This is a genomic window from Sporosarcina obsidiansis (genome assembly GCF_009651005.1).
In the GTDB taxonomy this organism is placed as follows: Bacteria; Bacillota; Bacilli; order Bacillales_A; family Planococcaceae; genus Sporosarcina; species Sporosarcina obsidiansis.
Genome location: NZ_WHVW01000011.1, coordinates 38,862 through 62,615 on the forward strand (window position 1 = coordinate 38,862; position 23,754 = coordinate 62,615).

Annotated in this window: 26 protein-coding genes; 5 read left to right on the forward strand and 21 right to left on the reverse strand. The window is 42.3% G+C overall.

The window, feature by feature from the left end:
* Positions 1 to 62: 62 nt before the first annotated feature.
* Both GD002_RS10385 and mntR read right to left on the reverse strand, forming a co-directional pair.
* Positions 63 to 917: a CvfB family protein gene (locus tag GD002_RS10385; protein ID WP_153732294.1), complete on the reverse strand. Its 855-nt coding sequence runs from the start codon at positions 915 to 917 to the stop codon at positions 63 to 65.
* Positions 918 to 932: 15 nt separating this feature from the next.
* On the reverse strand, positions 933 to 1,340 hold the full coding sequence (mntR, locus tag GD002_RS10390) for a transcriptional regulator MntR (RefSeq protein ID WP_153732295.1): 408 nt from the start codon (positions 1,338 to 1,340) through the stop codon (positions 933 to 935).
* 110 nt (positions 1,341 to 1,450) lie between these two features.
* Between mntR and GD002_RS10395 the strand changes: the two genes are divergently transcribed.
* Positions 1,451 to 1,606: a lmo0937 family membrane protein gene (locus tag GD002_RS10395; protein WP_153732296.1), complete on the forward strand. Its 156-nt coding sequence runs from the start codon at positions 1,451 to 1,453 to the stop codon at positions 1,604 to 1,606.
* Positions 1,607 to 1,635: 29 nt separating this feature from the next.
* Here the strand turns inward: GD002_RS10395 and GD002_RS10400 are convergent, their stop codons facing one another.
* From GD002_RS10400 to GD002_RS10440, 9 genes are all read right to left on the reverse strand, one after another.
* The gene (locus GD002_RS10400; protein WP_153732297.1) at positions 1,636 to 2,733 is read right to left on the reverse strand and encodes a GNAT family N-acetyltransferase; all 1,098 of its coding nucleotides are present in this window, start codon (positions 2,731 to 2,733) and stop codon (positions 1,636 to 1,638) included.
* A gap of 54 nt (positions 2,734 to 2,787) precedes the next feature.
* Positions 2,788 to 3,150, reverse strand: a complete 363-nt coding sequence (locus GD002_RS10405) for an ArsR/SmtB family transcription factor (RefSeq protein WP_228548351.1) — start codon at positions 3,148 to 3,150, stop codon at positions 2,788 to 2,790.
* 96 nt (positions 3,151 to 3,246) lie between these two features.
* A complete protein-coding gene (locus tag GD002_RS10410) occupies positions 3,247 to 3,618 on the reverse strand; it encodes a Na+/H+ antiporter subunit G (RefSeq protein ID WP_153732298.1) in 372 nt (123 codons plus the stop codon).
* Entirely contained in the window at positions 3,596 to 3,880 is a 285-nt protein-coding gene (locus GD002_RS10415; protein ID WP_153732299.1) for a Na(+)/H(+) antiporter subunit F1, read from the reverse strand. Before GD002_RS10415 ends, GD002_RS10410 begins: the two co-directional genes overlap by 23 nt.
* Complete coding sequence (locus GD002_RS10420; RefSeq protein ID WP_153732300.1) at positions 3,877 to 4,359, reverse strand: Na+/H+ antiporter subunit E; 483 nt, start codon at positions 4,357 to 4,359, stop codon at positions 3,877 to 3,879. The genes GD002_RS10415 and GD002_RS10420 overlap by 4 nt, the downstream gene beginning before the upstream one ends.
* 15 nt (positions 4,360 to 4,374) lie before the next feature.
* Positions 4,375 to 5,859 (reverse strand): Na+/H+ antiporter subunit D, encoded by a 1,485-nt coding sequence (locus GD002_RS10425; protein ID WP_153732301.1) that lies wholly within the window; start codon positions 5,857 to 5,859, stop codon positions 4,375 to 4,377.
* Positions 5,852 to 6,184, reverse strand: a complete 333-nt coding sequence (locus GD002_RS10430; protein WP_153732302.1) for a Na(+)/H(+) antiporter subunit C — start codon at positions 6,182 to 6,184, stop codon at positions 5,852 to 5,854. Before GD002_RS10430 ends, GD002_RS10425 begins: the two co-directional genes overlap by 8 nt.
* The gene (locus tag GD002_RS10435; RefSeq protein WP_153732303.1) at positions 6,184 to 6,609 is read right to left on the reverse strand and encodes a Na(+)/H(+) antiporter subunit B; all 426 of its coding nucleotides are present in this window, start codon (positions 6,607 to 6,609) and stop codon (positions 6,184 to 6,186) included. The genes GD002_RS10430 and GD002_RS10435 overlap by 1 nt, the downstream gene beginning before the upstream one ends.
* Positions 6,596 to 9,010: a Na+/H+ antiporter subunit A gene (locus GD002_RS10440; RefSeq protein WP_194841556.1), complete on the reverse strand. Its 2,415-nt coding sequence runs from the start codon at positions 9,008 to 9,010 to the stop codon at positions 6,596 to 6,598. The genes GD002_RS10435 and GD002_RS10440 overlap by 14 nt, the downstream gene beginning before the upstream one ends.
* A 276-nt stretch (positions 9,011 to 9,286) precedes the next feature.
* On the opposite strand from GD002_RS10440, the gene GD002_RS10445 reads away from it, so the two are divergent.
* A complete protein-coding gene (locus GD002_RS10445) occupies positions 9,287 to 9,961 on the forward strand; it encodes an adenine nucleotide alpha hydrolase family protein (RefSeq protein WP_153732304.1) in 675 nt (224 codons plus the stop codon).
* Positions 9,962 to 10,188: 227 nt separating this feature from the next.
* Here GD002_RS10445 and murB read toward each other — a convergent pair whose 3' ends face one another.
* On the reverse strand, positions 10,189 to 11,109 hold the full coding sequence (murB, locus tag GD002_RS10450) for a UDP-N-acetylmuramate dehydrogenase (RefSeq protein ID WP_153732305.1): 921 nt from the start codon (positions 11,107 to 11,109) through the stop codon (positions 10,189 to 10,191).
* Positions 11,110 to 11,273: 164 nt separating this feature from the next.
* On the opposite strand from murB, the gene GD002_RS17790 reads away from it, so the two are divergent.
* Positions 11,274 to 11,804 carry a YceI family protein gene (locus GD002_RS17790; RefSeq protein ID WP_194841557.1) on the forward strand — a complete coding sequence of 177 codons (531 nt, stop codon included), beginning with the start codon at positions 11,274 to 11,276 and terminating at the stop codon, positions 11,802 to 11,804.
* A gap of 57 nt (positions 11,805 to 11,861) precedes the next feature.
* Here the strand turns inward: GD002_RS17790 and GD002_RS10460 are convergent, their stop codons facing one another.
* Complete coding sequence (locus GD002_RS10460; RefSeq protein ID WP_153732307.1) at positions 11,862 to 12,569, reverse strand: DsbA family oxidoreductase; 708 nt, start codon at positions 12,567 to 12,569, stop codon at positions 11,862 to 11,864.
* Positions 12,570 to 12,667: 98 nt separating this feature from the next.
* On the opposite strand from GD002_RS10460, the gene GD002_RS10465 reads away from it, so the two are divergent.
* Positions 12,668 to 14,047 carry an FAD-dependent oxidoreductase gene (locus tag GD002_RS10465; protein ID WP_153732308.1) on the forward strand — a complete coding sequence of 460 codons (1,380 nt, stop codon included), beginning with the start codon at positions 12,668 to 12,670 and terminating at the stop codon, positions 14,045 to 14,047.
* Between the two features lie 49 nt (positions 14,048 to 14,096).
* On the opposite strand, the gene GD002_RS10470 is transcribed toward GD002_RS10465, so the two are convergent.
* Positions 14,097 to 15,023 (reverse strand): manganese-dependent inorganic pyrophosphatase, encoded by a 927-nt coding sequence (locus GD002_RS10470; RefSeq protein ID WP_153732309.1) that lies wholly within the window; start codon positions 15,021 to 15,023, stop codon positions 14,097 to 14,099.
* 53 nt (positions 15,024 to 15,076) lie between these two features.
* Positions 15,077 to 15,523 carry an RrF2 family transcriptional regulator gene (locus GD002_RS10475; protein WP_153732310.1) on the reverse strand — a complete coding sequence of 149 codons (447 nt, stop codon included), beginning with the start codon at positions 15,521 to 15,523 and terminating at the stop codon, positions 15,077 to 15,079.
* 292 nt (positions 15,524 to 15,815) lie between these two features.
* Here GD002_RS10475 and hmpA point away from each other — a divergent pair, with 292 nt between their 5' ends.
* The gene (gene hmpA / locus GD002_RS10480; RefSeq protein ID WP_153732311.1) at positions 15,816 to 17,003 is read left to right on the forward strand and encodes an NO-inducible flavohemoprotein; all 1,188 of its coding nucleotides are present in this window, start codon (positions 15,816 to 15,818) and stop codon (positions 17,001 to 17,003) included.
* Positions 17,004 to 17,119: 116 nt separating this feature from the next.
* Here the strand turns inward: hmpA and GD002_RS10485 are convergent, their stop codons facing one another.
* From GD002_RS10485 to GD002_RS10510, 6 genes are all read right to left on the reverse strand, one after another.
* On the reverse strand, positions 17,120 to 18,169 hold the full coding sequence (locus GD002_RS10485) for a YkvI family membrane protein (protein WP_153732312.1): 1,050 nt from the start codon (positions 18,167 to 18,169) through the stop codon (positions 17,120 to 17,122).
* A 58-nt stretch (positions 18,170 to 18,227) separates the two neighbouring features.
* A complete protein-coding gene (locus GD002_RS10490) occupies positions 18,228 to 18,824 on the reverse strand; it encodes a DNA-3-methyladenine glycosylase (protein ID WP_153732313.1) in 597 nt (198 codons plus the stop codon).
* Positions 18,825 to 18,846: 22 nt separating this feature from the next.
* A complete protein-coding gene (locus GD002_RS10495; protein ID WP_153732314.1) occupies positions 18,847 to 20,583 on the reverse strand; it encodes an ABC transporter ATP-binding protein in 1,737 nt (578 codons plus the stop codon).
* A 20-nt stretch (positions 20,584 to 20,603) separates the two neighbouring features.
* Entirely contained in the window at positions 20,604 to 21,266 is a 663-nt protein-coding gene (locus GD002_RS10500; protein WP_153732315.1) for a uracil-DNA glycosylase, read from the reverse strand.
* Between the two features lie 109 nt (positions 21,267 to 21,375).
* A complete protein-coding gene (locus GD002_RS10505) occupies positions 21,376 to 22,518 on the reverse strand; it encodes an MFS transporter (RefSeq protein WP_194841562.1) in 1,143 nt (380 codons plus the stop codon).
* A 267-nt stretch (positions 22,519 to 22,785) separates the two neighbouring features.
* Positions 22,786 to 23,745 carry a siderophore ABC transporter substrate-binding protein gene (locus GD002_RS10510; protein WP_153732317.1) on the reverse strand — a complete coding sequence of 320 codons (960 nt, stop codon included), beginning with the start codon at positions 23,743 to 23,745 and terminating at the stop codon, positions 22,786 to 22,788.
* Positions 23,746 to 23,754: the final 9 nt, after the last annotated feature.

Consider the following 23,754-nt stretch of genomic DNA (forward strand, 5'->3'; position numbering starts at 1 on the left):
GGTTTCCCCTCCTTGTTCTATACAATAGATACGATGAGGCAAATCAAAAAGTTGCGTTAGATTTACGATTTGAGAGTGGTCCAACCGTCCTGCTGTACGATTCTTCCTTCTTTCATCAACTTCCCCAGGGCACGTTTGAAGGCACCTTTACTCATTTGGAACATCTCGTTAATCTCATCAGGAGACGATTGATCGGTAAACGGCATCTTCCCGCCAGCCTCTTCCAAGTACGATAAAATTTGTCCACCATCCGTCTGCAGACGATCTTGTTTTCTAGGCAACAACGATCCATTGAGCGTGCCATCATCACGTACACCGATAATCCGAAGCTCTACTTCTTCCCCTAATCTCGGTTCCTGCAGTCGTTCGGTCTCATGGACAAAAATTCGATATAAATCTTCCGTTAAGAAAAACGAACCTACAGGTAATAGACGATAAGCTCTCGCTTTTAAGTTCTGATTGTTCATCTCTTCTTCAGCGATCGAGTAGTGCTCCTGTACTCGCTCTTCAGTGACCAAACGTCCGAATAAATTCCCACCTGGATCCGTACGCAATGTCATGTACAATTCATCACCCGGTTGTGGCCACAGCTTCTTTAATTGCGGAAAATCCGCGCGATTGACCAACACTTCAAAAGACGAGCCGATATCGACATATGCGCCTTCTTCCCTCTCTAGACGAATCACTTTTGCCCATCCAAATGTATCTATAGTGACAGTCGGGAGCTGTGCAGTCGCCGCTAATTCGCCTCTTCTATTAATATAGAGAAAAACCTCTACAGTCGCGTGTTCTTCTAAATCTGGCGCTTCAGAGACATTCAAATAAATCTCTTCTCCGTCTGCATCCAGCACCCATCGCGAGCCTTCTTGTCGAAGAATTTTGAGTTTAGCGAGCTTGCCTGATTGTAATTGTGTCATAAATTATATTCCTTTCTAGAGTGCTCTACTTTTTAACTTCTTTATGAACTCGGGATCTTCCTCTAATGTTTCCACTAAGTCCGTGATACGATCCATCGCATTCCAGCTAAGGTGATGTTCAATTCCTTCCACATCTCCATAAATGTTTTCTTCTTCCACCCCAATGATACGCAGGAATTGTTCTAATAATTCATGACGGTGTACTAGCTTTTTCCCAAAACGTAACCCTCGATCGGTCAATACGAGCCCTCGGTAACGTTCATAATGCACATAACCTTCTTTATCAAGGCGTTGCGCCATTTTAGTCACTGACGATGGAAGCACAGAAAGCGCCTCTGCCACATCTGACACACGCGCTTCTCCTCTTGCTTCCAATTGTAAATAAATTTGTTCGATATAGTCTTCCATACTTGGTGTAGCCATGACATCGCCTCCTAATTTGACTGCAATCATTCTAAGAATTTGTCATAGAAGTTTAAGATTTAATTGGATGGGTAAACAACCTACACAACAAAGAAAAGGAGTGATCCAACATGGCTCGTTTATTATGGCTCATCATTGTAGTCCTTATTGCGTTATGGCTAGTTGGCCTAGTTATGAAGATCGGTGGCGGATTTATTCACATTCTTCTAGTAGTAGCAGGTATTATCTTCATCCTACAGTTACTTACCGGTAGACGATCAATATAGTGAAAATCCAATCTATGCTTCTTCTGCATTCAGGTAATTCTTGCGTACAGACATGTATTTCGCAAGTCTTTCCCGTTAGCAGAGGAAGCATTTTTTCGTAGAACTCCTTCTAGCTGAAAATCTGCTCGTTTCGCCACAGCGCGACCTTTACAATGGTTTTCATCACAATGAAATTCCACCCGCTGAGCTTGCAAATCTTCAAAAGCAAAACTTACAAGCCCTCTAATCGCCTCTGTCATATAGCCTTGTCCTTCAAACTTCATATCTAGCCAATAGTCCACTTCAAACTTGCGAATTCGCCAATCAATATGATGTAATCTGGCAGAACCGATAAATTCACCTGATTCTTTCAAAAACAAATGAAAAGTTAAGTTCTTTCGACTGATAAATTCGGCAACTGCTTGACGGACATGATCCTCAGTCGTCTCAATTGTCACATCGTTTTGTGCCCATTTTGACCAACGTCGCAGAGACGGCATCGAACGAGAAATTGCACCCCATACATCCATCGCGTCGTTCAACTCTGGTGCACGTAAGACTAAGCGTTCCGTTTCAAAGTGTTCTTTAAAATCAGGGATACTTTTTTCGTACATTTCCCGATCTTCCCAACGTACAGGCGTTGTTGTACCTGCCAGATAATCTTCCCGAGTCATCCCATACGTAACCGCGTCATAGTACGTATTTTCTTTCGGAAAAAACCAAGCCTGTCGCAAATGAGCTTCCTTAACAAAGCCTGCACGTTCAAAGGCCGTACGCATCGCTGCATTATCATGGCGGGTATGCCCTTCTATTCGGATTTTCTGTTCCGGTAGTTCGAACACATACTGCGTCAGCTTCTTTAATGCACGAGAGCCATATCCATATCCTCTGTAACGGTCTGCAATCCGTAGATCAAAAAGTGGGATATCCTCTTGAAGATCATACACTTTGACGATTCCCACTTTTTCATTTTCGTTATTCTCAATCCAAAACGTCTTTACATCATCGGATGCATAGCCGCCTTCTTCAATAGACTTTTCTAATAATTCACGGCCAGGCTGACTAATGTCATGATATGGCCAGGAATTCGTTGTCATAAAATGAATTAATAAATCTTGTTCCTCTATTGTCCACTCTTGTAAGCGCATCAAAATTCCTCCATCTTGCCTTCTCTATAGCAAGCGCTTCACTGACTGGTTCGATTACGTGGTTTTTTCTGCTTCCATTGCATGCTCATGCGCAATTTTCACCAAATCAGCTACATGCTTGTCTGCCAAAGAATAGTATACCATTTTTCCCCGTCTTTCTGATTTCGCCAATGAATGTTCGCGCAAATAGCGTAAGTGATGAGAAGCCGTAGCCGATGAGGATTGAATTACCGCCGCTACATCACAAACGCACATTTCAGATTCCATTGTTAGGGAATAGGCAATTCTCAGACGTGTTTCATCAGCTAGTGCTTTAAATATTTGCACCATCTCCCCCACATCAGGAAGTTCATTTTTAATTTTTCGAACTACATCTTCGTGTACGATCGTCACATCACATGAATCTAGATTTGCCACATTGCCACCTCATTCAATAGACTTAAGATTACGGTCATTATATAGAGTACTGTAAGAAAAATCAAATTACTCAAATAGCTGTTTGAATAAATTCGATCAACCGGAATTCTCCATTTTTTCTCCATGAATTTTTTCGAAAAGCTCATCTTCTGTTGAGATATCCGCTAGCTTGACTTTCGAACGATAAGCCGCCCGAATGATTACATGCCCAGCAACCGGTGCAGTCAGAAAGACAAATCCAATTCCAAGCAACAATCGCACACTAATGAAGTTTTCTGAGAAAAGAAAATAGACAAATGCGCCTAACAACGTCAATAGAACTGCCAACGTCGAGCTTTTTGTCGCAGCATGCGATCTCGTATAGACATCCGGCAGCCGGATCAGCCCGAACACACTAAGAATACTGGCAATACCACCCGTCAAAATCAACAAAGCACCCGCAAACTCACCCATCTCGCTTCCGCTCAACGATTTTCCCCCTCTCGATAAATTTCGAAAATGCTATTGTGCCAATGAATGAAAGGATACCTAGAATTAAAATGGCTTCTAAGAAGGCTTTCGTATTCATCATGACAGACACCACCGCAATAGTTGCAATCAAGTTAACACCAATCACATCAAGGGCCACCACACGATCAGGCAAGGAAGGGCCTAAAATAATCCGAATAACCGCCACAAAAATGGTCAACGCGAACAGTATTACCGATATAGTCAGCATGCCTGCGATCATCGCGTCACCTCCATAATGGCCTTCTCGAAATTTTTCAATTGCTTAATGAGACCTTCACGAGACTCTTCTACGTCCATTGCGTGAATATACAACTCGTTCCCTTCCGGAGAAACTTCCATCACCACAGAACCTGGCGTTAGCGTCAGTAGCATGGACAGCATCGTCACTTCCACATCGCTCGTTAAGATCGTTTCATACTTGAATATGCCTGGCTTGATGCGTAATGTCGGTCGCACAATCTGGGAAATGACGACGATGCTAGATTGAATCAATTCTCTAATAAAAATAAGCAAGAGCTTACAAGCTGCGTAAATTCTTCGCAAGTAAAAATGCGTGCCGAAAAAACGGTTCATAAAAAATATGATACCTATCCCGACTAAAAAACCCATAAAAAATGTAGTGAACTTCAACTCGTCTTCATCCATCAAGGTCATCCATAAAAACGCGATGAATAAGTTCAGTAGAAGCTGTAATGGCATGCTACATCCCCCTCTCTACTCTAAATCGTCACCAAGAACTGCTCGAATATATAGTTCAGGATCGGATAAGGTATTTGCTGCATCTTGAATATAAGGAGCCAGCAGTTCTGCGCCAATCCCCATCCCGACCACTAATGTAGCAAGTAGTACGAGCGGCAAACCAAGGCTCTTTTCAAAGGGAACCTGATCATCTTCACTAATTGTCGTTTCTCCCCAAAAACTATTCAAGAAAATACGAAGCAATGAATACAGCACACCGATACTGGATAAGAATGCTACAGCTAAGAGCATATACGAACCCGTCTCAATTGCACCCAAGCCAAGATACACTTTGCCGATAAAACCGCTTAACGGTGGAATCCCCGCAATGGCAAGCATTGTCAGGAAAAACAACCAGCCAACTAGCGGATAATTTCGGATCAGCCCACTAAGCTCCGTAAACTTCGAGCGCCCTGTCAAATACACCACCGTACCTGCCAATAAAAATAACAATGCTTTACTGACCATATCGTGAACCAAATAGTAACTAGCCCCTTGAAAAGCAGTTTGGTTCGAAATCGCAAGGCCTGCTAATACAAAACCAACTGAAATGATGACATTATAGGAAACAATTTGACGAATATCCGAATACGCGATAGCACCCAAACAACCTCCAACCATCGTCACGATTGCTAATACACCGATCATTCGAAAAATCAGGGGATCATGCACAAATATTAATGTGAACATCCGATATAGCGCATAAATACCCACCTTCGTCAACAAGGCGCCAAATAATGCCGCCACTGCTGTAGGAGGTGCAGCATACGAACCCGGGAGCCAGAAATACAACAACAATCCGGCTTTCAAGCTGAATACCAATAAAAATACGATACTGATTAAAGTAAGCAGCGGTCCTTGACCCACTTCTGATACACGGACCGCGATATGTGCCATATTCAATGTACCGATCGCGCCATACAAATAGGCTACACCTAGCAAGAAAAACCAAGAGGCCAGCACATTGATCAGTACATATGTGATGCCTTCCTTCAACTGCGTCTTACGTCCACCCAATGTAAGGAGAACATATGATGCAAGCAACATCACTTCAAAACAGACGAATAAATTAAACAAATCACCCGTCAGAAAAGATCCATTGACACCTGCAACTAAAAAAAGAAAGAATGGATAAAAAAACATCTTCTCCGTCTCTACTCCTGTTGTCACGAACGCATAGAGCAGGATGATACCAGACACCACGCAAGCCGCCAGCACGAGCAACATAGCAAACGAATCGCCTACAAATAAAATGCCATGTGGCGGCAGCCAATCCCCAAAATCTAATCTCATGATGCCAGTTTGATGGATATGTACCAAGCAGTATGCCGCCACGCCAGCAGACAATGCCAAGGTAATGACGCTTACTAGCCGTTGAAGCCGGATATATGGCCGAAGAAATACAAGGAGAACTCCCATCAAAATAGGCAAAATCATTGGTACTACTAGTAAATTATTCATCCTTCTGCCCTCGCAATTCAAGTCCTCGACCAGACTCCTGATAGACTCGATAGGACAACACTAATAAAAAAGCTGTAACCGCGAAGCTAATGACAATCGCAGTCAATATCAAGGCTTGTGGCAAAGCATCTGTATACTCCGCTGCCGATTCTTGAAGTAGCGGTACATCTCCCTTTTTTAAACCGCCCATCGTCAGCAATAACAAATGAATAGCATGAGAAAGAATTGCGGTTCCTAAAATCATCCGCAACATTTCCTTTGATAGTAGCAAATAGACACCTACCGCCACCAATACACCAACCAGAAGGGTAATTAATGTTTCCATTACTCCACATCCTCACTGATTCCCAAAATAATCGTTACTACCACTCCAAGTACCGTCAGTGCAACGCCTGCTTCAAAAATCGTCATCGTCCCAAGTTCCGTTTCTCCAAATACCGGTAAATCTACAACTTTTGTCGTCTGCGATAAAAAAGGAGCGCCAAACACTAAAGACAATACACCCGTGCCTACCGCCAATAAAACACCTAACGCAGCGACACGCTTAAAATCAAACGGTGTTCCCCGATGAACCGTCTCGATATCATAGACAAGATACAGCAACACAAACGCCGAGGAGAGCACCAATCCACCAATAAAACCGCCACCTGGATTGTTATGGCCAGACAAAAACAATTCCACTCCAAATGTTAAAATGATAAAAAACACAATTTTCGTCACGGTCTGCAAGATTACATCATTTTTTTTCAGGATGATCCGCTCCCTTCTTGCGTCGCAACTTAACTAATGAAAACACACCAAGCCCTGCGATAAACAGAACCAACACTTCAAGCATCGTATCAAACGCTCGGAAATCACCGAGGATGGTGTTAACTACATTCAGTCCACCCGCTAATCGCGAGGCTGATTCATAATAGACTGAAATAGAAGGATAGAACGAATGGCCTTGCACTAATAACGCCACTACTGTAACAACGATGCCAGAAGCCGCTGCGATCAGCCCATTGCGCCATTTCATAGATATAGATTTTCGTTCCACCCGCCATTCTGGCAAAAAATAAAAGCAAAGCAAAAACAAAACAGTGGTAACCGTCTCTACGATGATTTGCGTCAACGCTAGATCAGGCGCGCGAAAGACAACAAATAAAATCGCGATAGAATATCCGAGTACACCATTTAAAATAATGGCCGTAATCCGCGAGCGCGCAAACAAAATCGCAATGCTCGAACACATCATCACGAAAACGATGAGGCCTTCATTGATTTCTATTGGTGCATCCTTTGAAAAATCAAACACAAATTGGGGAATACCTACTAATCCGATACCTAGAAATGCAATGAAGAATAGCATGATATACGCCACGTAATCACGCACAGAACCAGTCATATAGGTTTTCGTGATCTTTGTTGCCGTTGTTTCCATCCACAATAAAAATGTATTGTACAAACGATCCAACGTCCACTGTAAAATACCTAATTGGTAAATACCTTTCCAGTATCGCAAAAAGCGATAGAGGAGCACACCGAGCAATACCACACCAATAGTCATAAAAATGGGCATTTTCCAACCATGCCATGCATGAATCTCTGGTACCAATCCGTTCAGGCTTTCAAATTGTGGATACACTGCAAGCATAGCAGGTCCCAAAATATACGTTCCAAGCGTATTCGGAAAGAAGAAAATCAGTAGAACGAGACTAGCTAATACAAGTGGTGCAACCAACATCTGAATAGGTGCTTCATGTGCAGGGCGCTGTCCAGGAAAAGGCTCCGGAGTCTTGCCTAAGAAAGACTGGAACACAATAATCATGCAATAAATGAACGTGAAAACACTTCCGATCCAAGCGACAAGTGGGAACAGCAATGCAAGGGAGTCCATTGTCAGCAAGTTGGCTTCCTTGAGGGAGAGCATCGCTTCAAAAAAAAGTTCCTTACTCAAGAAGCCGTTAAAAGGAGGTAATCCTGCCATTGAAAAACTACCGATCAATGCAATAGAGAACGTAATGGGCATGATCGTCGCCAAACCGCCCAACCTTCTGATGTTACGCGTACCGAGCTCATGGTCCAAAATCCCAACTACCATGAACAAAGAACCCTTAAACGTCGAATGATTGATTAAATGAAATAACGCCGCAAACGTAGCTGCCGTAAACAGCGCAACATGTGTACTCTCTGAAGAAGCGAACGCCAACGATCCGACACCAAGCAAACTCATAATCATGCCAAGCTGACTCACCGTTGAAAAAGCCAGCAACGCTTTCAAGTCTGTCTGCTTCACCGCATTGACAGAACCCCATATCATGGTTAACAAACCAACACAAGACACAATGTAAAACCACGTAGCATGGCCTGCAAATACAGGCGTAAAACGTGCAACAAGATAGATCCCCGCTTTCACCATTGTGGCAGAATGTAGGTACGCACTGACAGGCGTCGGTGCTTCCATCGCATCCGGCAACCAAATATGAAAAGGAAACTGCGCAGACTTCGTAAACGCACCAATTAAGACAAGTAGCATGGCAGGAACGAAGAGTGAATCTGCCGCTATCACTTCTCGCATTCCAATCAATTCCCGTAAACTAAAAGTTTCCGTCATACTGTAAAGCAACAAAAATCCAGCGAGCATGAAAATGCCGCCTGTCACGGTAATCAACATAGACTTTTTTGCGCCATATCTCGATTGCTTGCGATGATACCAGAAAGCGATAAGCAAGAAGGATGAAATGCTAGTCAGTTCCCAAAACACATATAGCACGATTAAGTTATCAGACAAGACAACTCCGAGCATTGCGCCCATAAACAGCAGCAAATATGTATAGAAACGACCAATCGCTTCTCGTTCGGAAAGGTAAAAAATAGAGTAGAGCACGACTAAACTACCGATCCCTGTAATCAACAGAGCGAAAATCATACTCAATCCATCTAAATACGTCGAAAAATGGACGTCTGCTGAAGGAATCCATGGAAAAGTATAAGTATAAGTGGAACCATCTGATAACGAAGGAACTAAACGTAGGAGAAGTATGAATAAGAACAAAGGAACAGCCATTACAAACCAACCGATCCGCCGACCGGTTAAAAATTTATGTATAAATGGAACCAAACATGCTGCGATAAATGGAATAAAAATTGCCAGCAAGACGGTAATCAACCTTACACCTCCTATAAAAAACTATGTTAATGCTTCAAACAATCTAAACCCTCTTGACTGAACAGCATTCGTTATGGATAATGGGACTCTAAGTAGAGGGTTCATTCTCTACTGAAAATTATACACTATTTTACACGATCCCGCATAGAAAACGCGGCCACCCCCTGTAAACTAGCTAGTAGATAGATTGTGATATGGCGTAATCCATACACAACGTTAAACGGATTCAATGAAAAATCAATAAACTTATCGAATACGAAGAGGTGAAGAGTCATTATGGGCAAAATGAAAAGCCGTATGGACGAGAGCATTCTCGTTTGTGTGTATTACGGTCCAAATGGTGAACGTCTCATTAAAAGAGGATATAAAATTGCGGCGATCATGGATTGTCCACTGTATATCTTGACTGTCGATTCGGCACCACTGGATGACTTTGATGCAGAGAAATCGGAATACATTGATCGCTGGAAAGAACTTGCTGAAGAGTTGGACGTAGAAGCATTCATTATCCGCGACGACGAAAAACGTCCTACCGCAAAAGTCATCAAAGAAGTCGCCCACCATTATGGCATTACACAAATCATCATTGGCCAAACCGCACAAAGTCGTTGGGAAGAAATCACGAAAGGTTCATTCATGAATGTCTTGCTACGAGAAATTTCATTCGTTGATTTCCATGTCGTCTCCGTAGACCGTGCCATTAAACATGAAGTGGAAGGGTCTTTTGAAAAGGGTGTGCGGGCCTATCTAGTCCCAGATGGTGATAGCTTTCGTATAAATTTCACACTATCCAAACACGCACAATATGAAGGAATCTTCTTCAAGGAAATCGGTACTGACTTCAATAATGGTATTTTCAAATTCATTCAGAACAATAGAATTTGCCAAGTTCATATTGAGGATGATGAAGTGCTGGAACCAAATAAAATCCAGTGTAAAATTCATGATTGAAGAAGCATCTCAATAAGAAAAGACATGGAAACAAGTGACAACAGCCAATTGGTTGTTCGTCGCTTGTTTTTAATTGGAATAGAAACGAGTTCAATGCGAGTAAAAAACTGGCAATGCACAATAAATCACCTGACCGAACGTACCAATTGGTTGGATAGTGTAGACAGCATATTTCATAAACAAAAGCACCTCCATCACGTTGAAACGTAATGGAGATGCTACATGTATCATTCGGAAAGTTCTTCCCCGACGATTTTGACTTCCATTTCTAGGTCAATTCCAAACTTCTTCTTTACTTCTTCTTTCACCATTTGAATGGTCTGGATATAATCAGTGGCCGTTGCGTTCTTCTTGTTGACAATGAATCCAGCGTGTTTCGTGGATACTTCCGCTCCACCGAATCCCTTGCCCTGCAGCCCGCTATCTTGAATCAGCTTCCCCGCAAAATAACCTGGAGGCCGCTTGAAGACACTGCCTGCAGAAGGATATTCCAACGGTTGCTTGGATTCACGCTGAAAAGTTAAGTCTGCTACAGTTGCATCAATATCACACTGTACTCCAGGCGTTAATTGGAATTCTGCGGACAAGACGTAGTAGCCCTTCGTTGTAATGATACTTTTTCGATAGCCAAGTTCCAATTCTTCTTTGGAGAGAACAAAAACTTTCCCCGTATGATCCATCACCGTGGCTTGTGTAATGATATCCTTAATTTCACCGCCGTACGCGCCAGCGTTCATAGCCATTGCTCCACCGATCGAACCTGGAATACCACATGCAAACTCTAAACCAGTCAAACAAGCCTTTGCTGCTTCCTTGGATGCATCGATGATATGGGCTCCAGCTTCTGCTATCATCGTTGTACCATCAATTTGAATTTTATTGAGATTAGCCATATAGAGGACAATACCTCGAACTCCACCATCTCGTACAACCATATTTGAACCATTACCAAGTAATAAAATGGGTATGTTTTGTTCATAAGCATAGGTGACAACTGTTTGTACTTCTTCTATAGTTCCAGGTGCTGCGACGACATCCGCTTTCCCACCTAGACGAGTTTTCGTATATTTGTTCAGCGGTTCATCGAGCAATAACCAACCGTCCTGTATTTTCATTTGAAGCTCTTGAAACCAGCGATGTTTTGACATCTACATCCAGTCCTTTCACTTTACCTGTTCCCATTGGCGGAAACATTCTTATCACTATATTAGTATGCTTGCATTCGGACTTTTTGACAAGGTTTTTCATTTTGACATTTACGAGATTTTCCATTACAGTTTACATAACTAAAGTCCTACAAGGAGGAGTGAAAGTGAATAAATGGAAAGTAGATCCTGCCAAGTCAACAGTTGGTTTTTCAGTAGTTCATATGATGGTCTCAAGTGTGACAGGAACGTTCGAAGACTTTTCTGGTGAAATAGAAGGGAATCTTGCAGACTTATCGAAAAGCTTCATTCAGTTCCAGGTCAATGTTGGCTCAATTCAAACGGACAATAAGGAACGTGATCTGCATTTATGCTCAAAAGATTTTTTTGATGCGCAAACTTTTCCTTATATGACGTTCTTCTCTAGATCGATCTATCTTGATAAAGAAGGCATTTACAGAATGACCGGAGATTTAACTATTAAACAGATAACAAAGAAAATATTGTTTTGTATCACTTCTTTAGAAACTAGTTCGTCCGAAGCTCGCTACGAGGTGGAAGGGACGATCAAGAGAAAAGAGTTTGGATTGACCTGGAACCGTGCGATTGAAGCTGGCGGTGTAATGGTCGGAGATACGATTGATATAAAGATGACGATCATCGTGAACAAGAGTAGTGAGGATCGTACTGTACAATAAAATAACAGCAGTCAAAATGCGGAAATCACATGTCGACTGCTGTTTTCTCATACAAATTTACAAATCACATGAACCATCATCACATTGACTTCCAGAGTCTTTACCTAGCATCTGCAATGCTGGTTTGATTCCTTCCTCTTCCGCAATCTTTTCGAGTGCTTCTACAAATGCTTCGGTAGACTGCGCTCCAGAAATTGCATACTTCCGATTGATGACAAAGAAAGGCACTCCTTGCACTCCAATCTTACGTGCTTCTTCAATATCCGCCTGTACGTCCTTCACAAAGTCGTCGCTATGAAGCATCGCTTTCGTCTGCTCTGCATTCAGACCTGCTTCTTCTGCAATCGCCACAAGCACTTGCTCTGTATCGATGCGCTCACCTTCCACAAAGTAGCCATGTAGCAAACGTTCCGTCACTTGCGCCTCTACTTCATATTGTTGAGCAAATTTAGCTAAGCGATGAGCATCCATCGTATTGGATGTCTTCATTTTATTTACTTGAAAATTAAGCCCCACAGTTTTTGCTTGCTCTTCAATATTTCTCATCATATTTTCAGCTTCTGCTAAACTAACACTAAATTTTCCAGCTAATCCTTCCAATAACGATAGATCAGAAGCAACCGGTGTATTTGGATCCAGCTGATAGGCCTTATACTGAACCTCCACTTTTCCCTCTAAGCCAGCTTGCTTTACTGATTGCTCCAAGCGTCTTTTTCCAATATAACAAAACGGACAAACATAATCGGACCATACTTCAATTTTCATTCATCCCGCCACCTTTCTAATCTCTATTTTAGAATTAAGAAAACTTGGCAACAATATAAATGCTTGGAACAATTGAAATTGAAGAATGAGGTGTAGAAATGAATGAATCATTATGGCTTGCAACCGCTTATCCGCGTGAAGCATACCCCGTAGTAGATGGAGATCTTACGTGTGAAGTTTTAGTCATTGGAGGAGGACTTAGCGGCCTGGCAAATGCCTATTTCTTAGCGCAACAAGGGAAAGACGTCATTTTATTAGAAAAGAATACAATTTTACACGGAGCGACAGGCAACTCAACTGGTAAATTAACAGCGCAACATGATCTGGTGTATGCGGATTTGATTGAGCAATTTGATGTAGAAAGTGCAAAGACTTATTTCAACGCCAATGAAAACGCCATCCAATTCGCACGCTCCATCGCGGATGCCAATGAAATACAGAACGCTCATTCCGTTCTTTTTTCTCAATCTGCAGAAGGTACTGACCTCTTACTAAGAGAGAAAAAAGCATACGAAGCGATAGGCATACCGTTTACACTAGGAGGCAAGGCAGCTGATTTACCTTTTGAAACATCCAAGACATTACGATTAGAAAATGAATCGCAAATTCATCCTGTTCGTTTTGGTCAAAAGTTAGCGCAGCTCGCACAGAAGGCAGGTGCACGGATATTTGAACTTGCCCAAGTCGCGGCACTGGATACAGATCGCCATTTCGTCAAACTGTCGTCTTCCAAGGAAATTCGTTACCGCCAGCTCATCATCTGCTCACATTATCCAATCGAAGCACTGGAAGGGATGCAAATTCTCAAATTAGACGTAGAACGATCCTATATTGCAGCAGCAAAAACAACTACTCCTTTTGATCATCAATATATCGCGGTGGACAATCCGAAGCGCTCCATACGCACGACGACCATTGATGGGCAATCGTATTTATTACTGTCTGCAGAATCCCATCCCGCAGGTGCAGATAAAGACACACAGATCCATTATGACCGCATCACAGACGATTTGAAGACTACCTTACAGCATTCCGATGTCGTCTATAAATGGTCAGCTCAAGATCCATCGACACCTGACTTAGTACCCTATGCTGGAGCTATTTCAACAGCTTCTCCTGACGTCTACATTAGTACAGGCTACCGGAAATGGGGGCTATCGAATTCCCTAGCCAGCGCACAAATCATTTCAGATGCAATTGTAGGACGGCATAATCCAGCTAGCAACCTGTATTCCCCTGGTCGTACAGATTTCGGCGCGTTATTTAGCAGAGCACTGTTATTGACAGGTCGCACAGTAAAAGAATTTGCGGGAGGTCATATTACACGTACCGACTCACCAATTTGCACGCATATGGGGTGCCGGACTCGTTGGAATAAAGGCGATAATACATGGGATTGTCCTTGTCACGGCTCCCGTTTCCGTGCAGATGGATCTGTGCTTGAAGGCCCTGCTACCGAGCCACTTAATTTAAACTAAAAAAAGACTGTATAGAAACCGATTTACGATTTTCTATACAGTCCTTTTATTATGAAAGTGCTTCAGTTAAGACCGGCACAATTTGCTTTTTGCGCGACACAATTCCTTTGAGCAACGCGGAATTATTATCAAACGATACATTAAATGCAGAGCCTGCACGTTCCGCTTCCTTACCTAATGCAATGATGACAGAATCACTATTAATAATGTCTGTTACTACAAATAAGAATAAGTCAAGATTCTTCTGTTCAATCACTTGAAGAAGCAACTCTTCCAGTTCAGCTTGCCGTCCCAAAATATCCTGCAGATCCACCGCATTCACTTGTGCGATTTCCATTTTGATATCACCAAAGATAAATTCTTTCGCATCAAGACCGACTAATTCTTGTACTGGAGTGGCACTCAAGTCTGCCCCTGCTTTCAACATAGCAAGACCGTATACAGCGGCATCGACTTCAGCAATAGCTGCCAATTCGTCAGCTGCTACTCGATCTTGCTCAGTGAAGGTCGGTGATTTAAATAGCAAGGAATCCGATACAATCGCAGATAGCATGAGACCTGCAATATTCTTTGGTATCTCGATTCCATGTTCTTTAAATAACTTATTCAGAATCGTTGCCGTACAACCAACTGGTTCTGCACGGTAATATAATGGATCATTCGTTTGAAAGTTCGCAATCCGGTGATGGTCAATAACTTCCAACACCTGTACTTCGTCCAAATCATCGACACTTTGTTGCTTCTCATTATGATCAACCAAGATCACCTGTGATACTTCTGGTGAAGCTTTTTCAATCAGGCGCGGTGCTTCAAAACCGAAAGTTTCAAGTGCATACGCCGTTTCTTTAGAAATATTTCCCAAACGGACTGCTTCTGCATCGACTCCTATTTGCTGTTTTAAATATGCATACGTAATAGCAGATGCAATCGAATCCGTATCCGGGTTTTTATGCCCGATAACTAACACTTTTGACATTCTTCAATTCCTCCTAATTCACTCTGTTTACTATTTATATCTTATCACACTATTCAAGATTGACTAGTGGGAAATAATAAAGCATGGATATCTTCAGCATTATGAAGAAAGTCAGCGATCGTATAGCGATCCAGCACGGCAAAATAAGCTTGGAGCGCTTCATATAATACACCCTTCAAATGGCAGGCCGATGACAACACACACAGGTTTTTATTCGGATCAAAACATTCGACCAAATGAAAATCGTCTTCCGTTTTGCGAACGAGCTCACCGACATTTATGTCCTTGGGATCTATACTAAGACGAATTCCTCCGCCACGGCCACGAATCGTTTCAATTAACTGTAACTTCCCCAACTCATGGACAATCTTTGTGAGGTGATTTTTAGAGATTTGATAAGCATCCGAGATTTCTTGCACGGTGGATAATTCATCAGGTTGTTTGGATGCTAGAAAAATTAGAACACGCAGCGAATAATCCGTATACATTGTTAAACGCATAATATCACCACTTTCACTTCTCTTTCTATTATAACATTTCCGAGCAAAAAATCCTTATCTACAGTAGCAAGTCAGACGAAAGATGTGATGGTTTCACTCGGTGTATAAACTATATACAGCCGGTTATCATTAAAAGGTAACTACTTTATCCTAATCACATTATATGTCAGCTTATTGAATGAACTGTGTCCATTTTTTGTATTCTATTTAAACATGTATTTTATATATAGCTTTTAACCAGCGAATGTTTTATGATAGGAACATCAAATACGGAAAGGTTGTGCATTACCTTATGTTATCTCAACAAACGATCGATATTATTAAATCAACTGTACCTGTGCTCGAGCAACACGGTAAAACGATTACGACTGTTTTCTACAGAAATATGTTTGAAGCACATCCAGAATTGCTAGATATTTTCAACCACGCTAACCAATCACAAGGACGTCAGCAAACAGCACTCGCTAACACGGTGTATGCAGCTGCTCAACATATTGATAATTTAGGAGCAATTTTGCCGGCTGTCGTACAAATTGCACATAAACACCGTTCTCTCGGTATCTTGCCTGAACATTATCCAATTGTAGGAGAAAACTTGTTAGGGGCGATTAAAGAAGTTCTTGGAGACGCAGCAACTCCTGAAATCATCAACGCATGGGCAGAAGCTTATGGTGTGATCGCGGATGCTTTCATCGGCGTCGAAGCAGAAATGTATGACCATACAGCTGAAGCTGAAGGTGGCTGGAGAATGTTCAAGAATTTCGAGATTGTGGATAAAGTAGCAGAAAGTGATGTCATTACTTCATTTTATCTAAAGCCAGTAGATGGAAAGAAATTGCCATACTACTTGCCAGGACAATATATTACGATCCGGCTGTCCATCCCGGGTGCAAAAAATATCGTCAACCGTCAGTATAGCTTGTCACAAAAATCAAATGATGACACATTCCGGATTTCTGTAAAACGTGAGGATTCACTACAACCTAATGGTGTGGTGTCTTGTTACTTGCATAACCAGGCAAGCGTTGGAGATATTATTGAAGTCAGTGCACCAGCAGGAGATTTCTACTTAGAGCCTACAACGACAACACCGGTAACATTAATCAGCGGTGGTGTTGGGATCACACCAATGATGGCGATGTATCAAACCATTGCAGACTTGTCACCTGAGCGTGAAGTTGCGTTCTTACATTCTGCACGTACACGTAGCCAACAAGCATTTGCGGAAAAGCTTGAACAATTGAATGCAAAATTACCTAACTCCGCCTACAAAGCTCTTTATTCAGAAGAGGGAGATGGCATGTTCACTCGTGAGTTCTTGCAAGAAAACGTTCTTGAAGGCAGTGATATCTATGTATGTGGACCTACTGGTTTCATGGAGTTCGTCATCCAACAGCTTTATGCGATCGGTGTACCTGAAGAAAAAGTCCACTTCGAATTCTTTGGTCCAGCTGTACAGCTTGAATTGGCAACTGTTTAACGATGAAGGAAAACCCCCGCGAATTTTGCGGGGGTTTTGTCAGTGGCTTGATTCTTTACTTAAACGGATCCTTATATTTACGTTTTGATGCGAACCAAATCTTTTTCAACGTCCCCCTATATTTTCTTCGGCATACGGAATGACGCGAAAATAAGTGCAGCCACTAAAAACAGGCCCAAGTTGCCGACAAGCGGATAAAAATTGCTGACTAAGTTTGTGAAACCAAAGAAACTTAAAGCGTAACCGATCAATAAGGCGCCGCCTACAAACACTTTAAATTTTAGCGTCCCTGTTTCAATGAACCTTGCTCCAAATGCGTAGAACATGCTAACTGCCGTATTAAAAATCATCCCATAGAGAATGAGCGCCATGAATGTCGCAAAAACAGGGGAAATATCATTGATGATCGCAAGCATCGGTAACTCCGTGCCCGCTACTACATCTACTTTTGAAAAAAGCGCCAAGTGGCTCAATAAAATCAAGATACCTAAGCCTAGGCCTCCAACAAAACCTCCCCACGCCGCAGTCTTTTCATTTTTCTCAGCACCACCCATCACGATAGACATGGACGCACCAACCGCGATATTGAACGATACATAGTTAATCGCTGATAAGAACCAATTCGGCAAAGTGGTCGGCACATCTTTCGCTAAGGGATCTAGGACAGCAAATGTCGTATCCATCGTCAGCAAACTGTAAATCGACACACCAATAACCGTGATGATCAAAAAAGGCGTTATACTGCCGATCACCCCAACCACTTTATCTACATTTAATAACATGGTTAAAAATACCAACACGATCATGAGCAAACTACCAACATAGGAAGGCAGCGCAAATTGTTGCTGGAGATTGGCCCCTGCACCTGCTAACATAACGACACCCACGCCAAACAGTGTAAAGATAATAACTCCATCTACTACTATACCTAAGTATCGTCCACTAATTTTATAAACTACATCTTTATGAGAATTCGTCTGCATACGGCTACCTAATCTCGTCAGCACCATTCCTAAATAGGCAAACAATGCCGTACACACAATAGCACCCAAGATTCCCATTAGACCGAAGCTCGTAAAATACGTCATAATTTCATTTCCCGAAGCGAAGCCGGCTCCGACAATGATGCCTATGAAGGCACTTCCCATCTTCAATATATTTTTCATATTGTCCTCTATTCTTCTCTGTAACGGCTAACACCGCGAGATTGTCATTTGCTATCCTTCATTTCCTGTATTTAGAGACGAACGGATTGTCTTTCTCATAAAACCTCCATGGGTAATGAACAGCTTCGCCTGAATTTCCAATCCCTACGCGTGGACCTGCTTCTACTTCATTCTGGGGCAACCCTTCTGAAATATATAGTGGTTTCTGTGCCCAATGATGACCGTAAAAATCCATCGTAACGCCGAGTGCTTTGGAGAGCTTACCGGGACCATTGGTTAAATCAGTCACTTTTTTGATGTGTCCTCCACGGTTTTCCTTCATATGTATCAAACCTTCCACTGGCTCGCCAGCTCGCAGAAGAACAGCATGCGGAATTCCTTCCGGTGCACTCACGACATTCATAAGCACATGGGTATGCATTTGGTATGTATATACTGATCCTGCTTCTCCAAACATTACCTCCGTGCGTTTTGTTCTGCGATTACCAAAACTGTGAGCTGCCCGATCTTCAGGTCCATGGTACGCTTCCGTTTCCACAATTCTTACCACTAACAAACTATCTGATCGTTCATGTACGATATATTTTCCAACTAGACTACGTGCAAGCTCCAAGACAGGGGCGTAAAAATAAGATGGATCGATCGGTTCATACATACTATCCTCTCCTTTGTCTACGTTAGGCTAAGCCTTGACCTGCTGCAAATTCACGATAGAGATCATGTGTTTCCAGTAATTCCTCATGACGTCCTCTACCTGTAATCACACCATTCTCTAAAAATAATAATTGATCCGCATGTAAGACAGTTGCCAATCGATGTGCAATGATCAACGTAGTTCGGCCTTTCATTAAGTGCTGCAATGCCTCCTGCACATGTGCTTCGGATCCACTGTCTAAATTAGAGGTAGCTTCATCCAACAATAAGATTTCCGGATTATGCAATAAGGCGCGAGCAATGGCAATTCGTTGACGCTGACCGCCTGAAAGCTTCATACCCCGCTCCCCGACCCACGTTTCGAATTGATCCGGCATCTCTTCAATAAACGTGTATGCATTTGCCGCTTTTGCCGCTTCGATCACCTCACCTAGCTGTGGTCGTCGTTCTAACCCGTAGGCGATATTATCAAGAATTGTACCACTCAATAACGGACTTTCTTGTGATACATAGCCGATCCGTTGTCGCCAGTTGGATAACGGAATAGAATTCACAGGTACATCGCCAAGCAATATTTCGCCTGAATTCGGTTGATAAAACCGTTCGACTAATGAAAAAATAGTTGTTTTTCCACCACCACTTGGTCCGATGAACGCTGTGACTGTCCCTCTATTGGCAGTAAAAGAGATTCCGTTCACTATGGGCTTTTCTGCTTCATAAGAAAAATGTACATCAGAAAATGTAAGCGCAGCATCTGGCTCTGGAGAAAAATCGCCAGTTGCTGGTTCTGATTTCATTCGCAAAATTCCTTGAATTCTTTCCGTCGCACCGACTGCTTTTTGAAAGGAGGTGAAGAATTGTGCCATTTGGGCAAACGGCATGATGATCTGGAATAGTAAGAAAATGATCGCCACTAGCGTTCCAGCAGACAATGTACCTTTTGCTACTTGTGCTCCACCATATCCAAGGATCACTACTAAAATGCCCATCATCGTCAGCATCATAATGGGTGAGATAACTGCTTGAATTTTTGCTTCCTTCAAGCCATAACGAAATAACGATTGAATTGCCGTTTTACCTTTTTCCCCTTCGGCGGGTTCTGCACGATAGGCTTTCACTAGACGGATATCACCAAGCACTCGACCTAAATGCCCTGAAAATTTCGCCATTTCAGCTTGCGTTGCTTTGGCTACTTTATGCATTAACCGACCAAGCGGGAATAATATGGCCATACTGACTGGTACGCTAATGAGCATAATGACCGTCATTTTCCAATCTAGCACTAATAAAATGATGATAGCACCTATAATGGAGATCATACCTGATATGAACGCCACCAAATGCTCAGAGACTAACGACTTCAACACGGTCGTATCTTGCGTAATCCGACTCATCGTCTCTCCAGTTTCATTCTGATCGAAATAAGGGACCGGCAAACGTAGAACCTTCTGCCATAATTGGTTTCGCAAATCCGCAACTACGGTCTCTCCGATGTAGGCGAGCATGTAGTATGAAAAGCCACCCGTAATTGCTTGGACGATGAATAAACCTAATAAAAAGACACCCGTTTTCCAATTCATCAATTCGCTCGTAAAAGAGTCGACCAAATCTTTAGTAATTAAAGGGACGACCAATCCTGCAACAGTTTCAATAAGGGATAGAAACAAGGCAATAGTTGTCACAGCAACAGGCCAGTGTAACGTCTTAACTAAACTAATAAAATTTTTAAATGATCCAGTTGACTTTGCTTGTGTATTCATTACTTGGCCTCTTTTCTATCTTATTCTATCGACTTGGAAGTTAGCCCTTGAAGATAATCTCCAATCCGAAACCAATCTTCTTCTAGATTTGGTCGTAATGAAGGCCGATAGAATATGGACGCTGGATGAAATGTTGGCAAGATGGTGTAAGTCTGCTCTGTCCAGCTATATTGTATATCTTCTAGCTTCTGTAGATACTGAACTGGCTGCTTCAATAACTGTCCATGAAGTGCCGTTACTTTTGCATGTTTGCCAAGCAATCGTTGCAATCCAATATTACCGAGTGTGACAATGAGTTTTGGCTTGAGATTCGCCACTTCATAATCCAGCACAGGGGCATGGGCTAGCTGTTCTTTCTTTGTTGGTGGACGATTGTATTTACGTTCCGTCAAAGTGCCATCGCGTTCCTTCTTAGTACCCCATTTATACGGTCTGCTTCTGAATGAACTTGTCATATATACGTCTTCGCGTGTTAAACCGATTGACGCTAAAGATTTCATCAGCTCATCACCCGCCCTGCCAATAAACGGCATACCATGTATTGCTTCATGCTCACCTGGCGCTTCTCCAATCAATAGGAGCTTCGGTGATTCAGGACCTTCCCCATGAACAAAGCCTTCCACTTGGAACCCTTCGCTGCGTTTTAGTGCAAGTTGTGCGATTTCATCTGGTATACGAAACATCCTATCAACTCCCTTGCCATAATTATAGAGGTTCTATGACAGAATCAAAAACATTAACCATTGAAAAAGCCGCCCCCATTTATGTTAAATGGAAACGACTTATTGTATTCTATGCTAACTCCATCTGTTTTGTTTCTGTTCCTAACAAAACAACGGATAATACACCAATCATAATGGCACCGCAGAAAATGGCAAAAATCATACCAAACCCATAGCCTGCCGTAAGAAGTGAACCGACTAACAGCGGACCAAATATGCCACCGACTCGACCGATTGCAGCCGCAACTCCAGAACCTGTCGCGCGGATCGATGTAGGATATTGTTCCGGTGAATAGGCGTACAATGCCCCCCATGCACCTAAATTAAAGAAGGATAGAAATGCACCTGCTATCATTAAGGTTGCTAACGACTCTGCATTGCCGAAAGCTAATGCGCTAATCGCCGTACCGAATAAATAGGTAGACAATACAAACTTTCGTCCAGCTCGTTCGATCAGCCACGCGGCACTGAAATAGCCGGGAAGCTGCGCCAACGTCATAAGCAAGACATAACCGAAGCTTTTGATTAGGCTGAAGCCTTTTAGCACCATTACACTCGGCAGCCAGAGGAACATTCCATAATAAGAAAACACCACAGCAAACCAAACAATCCATAACATGATCGTACGCTTTCTATAGGCTGGAGCTAATAACAGTTTTAACTTCTGCCCAGTTGATTGATCTTTTTTGGCTTCTTTCACAAATTTCTTCGAATCCGGCAAATTACGACGTAGATAAATCGCATAAAATGCTGGCAAGGCAGTTATAATCAATGCCACACGCCAACCATAACTTGGAATTACAAAATATGCGATCAAAGCAGCAATTAACCAGCCTCCCGCCCAAAAGCTTTCCAACAATACTACCACGCGCCCGCGCTCTTTCGCAGAAACACTTTCTGAAACTAGCGTAGATGCTACAGGAAGTTCACCACCTAGGCCAGCCCCCACTAAGAAACGCAAAATGAGGAATGCCCATAAAGAAGTCGTCAATGCAGACAACCCGCTAGCGACTGAAAATAAGATAAGCGTAATCATAAATACTTGTTTGCGTCCTATGCGATCCGCCAGCAATCCAAATCCAAACGCTCCGACAGCCATTCCGATAGAGTTGACACTTCCAATCCAGCCCATTTCAGACGAAGTCAACTGCCAATCCACAGCAAGGGCCGCAATGATAAAGGATAAGATACCTACGTCCATGGCGTCAAACATCCAACCAGTTCCTGCAATGCCAAGCAATTTATTACGTGAGATTTCTTTCGTCTCCACTTGTCTTCTACCTTTCTATTGTACAATCTTTAGGTGTCTTTACATGTGTAATTATAGCATGCTATTCATTATTTTGACTAGTTATGTTTTGAGGCGTTTTTTATTTATGAGCGCTAAAGGAATTTTTGTGAGCATGTGTCTTGATCGGTTGTAATGTCTGGCTATATACGAAAAAACCCCGAAAGACTAAGTCTTTCGAGGTTTGATTTCTTATAGTCCAGCTTCGACTTCTTTAATCATTTCTTTCACTGACTGTAGTCCACCGCCAGATAGGTACCAATATTCACCGTTAAGGTAAACCATTTTATCATTTTTAAATGCATTCGTTTTCTTCACTAGGTCGTTTTCAATGGAGTCTTTTGCTGAACCACTGCCAACAGCTGCATCACGGTCGATAACGAATAGAATATCAGGATTCTTTTCTAAAATATATTCGAATGTGATATTTTGTCCGTGTGTAGAGACTTCGATTCCTTCGTCAGCTGGTTTGAAGCCGAATACGTCATGGATGATCCCGAAACGTGAGCTTGGTCCGTACGCACTTACTTTGCCTTCTGATCCAAGGATGATCAACGCATTGCTATCTATGTCAGCTGTTTTCGCTTTAATTTCTTCAATGCTTGCATCTATATCTGCTAATTCCGTTTTCATTTCGTCTTCTTTATCAAAAATCTTAGCGATCTTATCCATGTTTTCTTTAAATGAATCCAAATAACGTGATGTGTCTACACCTGTGTAAACAGTTGGTGCGATTTCTGTGAATTGGTCGTACAATTCAGATTGACGGCTTGAGATAAAGATCACATCGGGCTTCATTGCATGGATCGCTTCAAAATCAGGCTCTTTCAAGCTACCCAAGTTCTCGTATTTTTCATCTTCATATTTAGAAAGGTATCCAGGTACATTTGCTTGTGGCAAACCTGCTACTTCAATTCCTAATTCGTCAAGTGTGTCGAGTGTTCCAAAGTCAAAAACCACTACTTTTTCAGGATTCTTTTCAAGTGTTGTTTCACCAAGCTCATGTGTGATCGTTACTTCCGTGCTTTCTTCAGCAGCGGGCTTATCATCGGACGCTCCGTTATCTGCAGGCTTTTCTTCATCTTTCGATCCGCAAGCAGCAAGTGCAAGCATTAAAATTAATGCAAATAAAGATAATGTAAGTTTTTTCATTTGATTTTG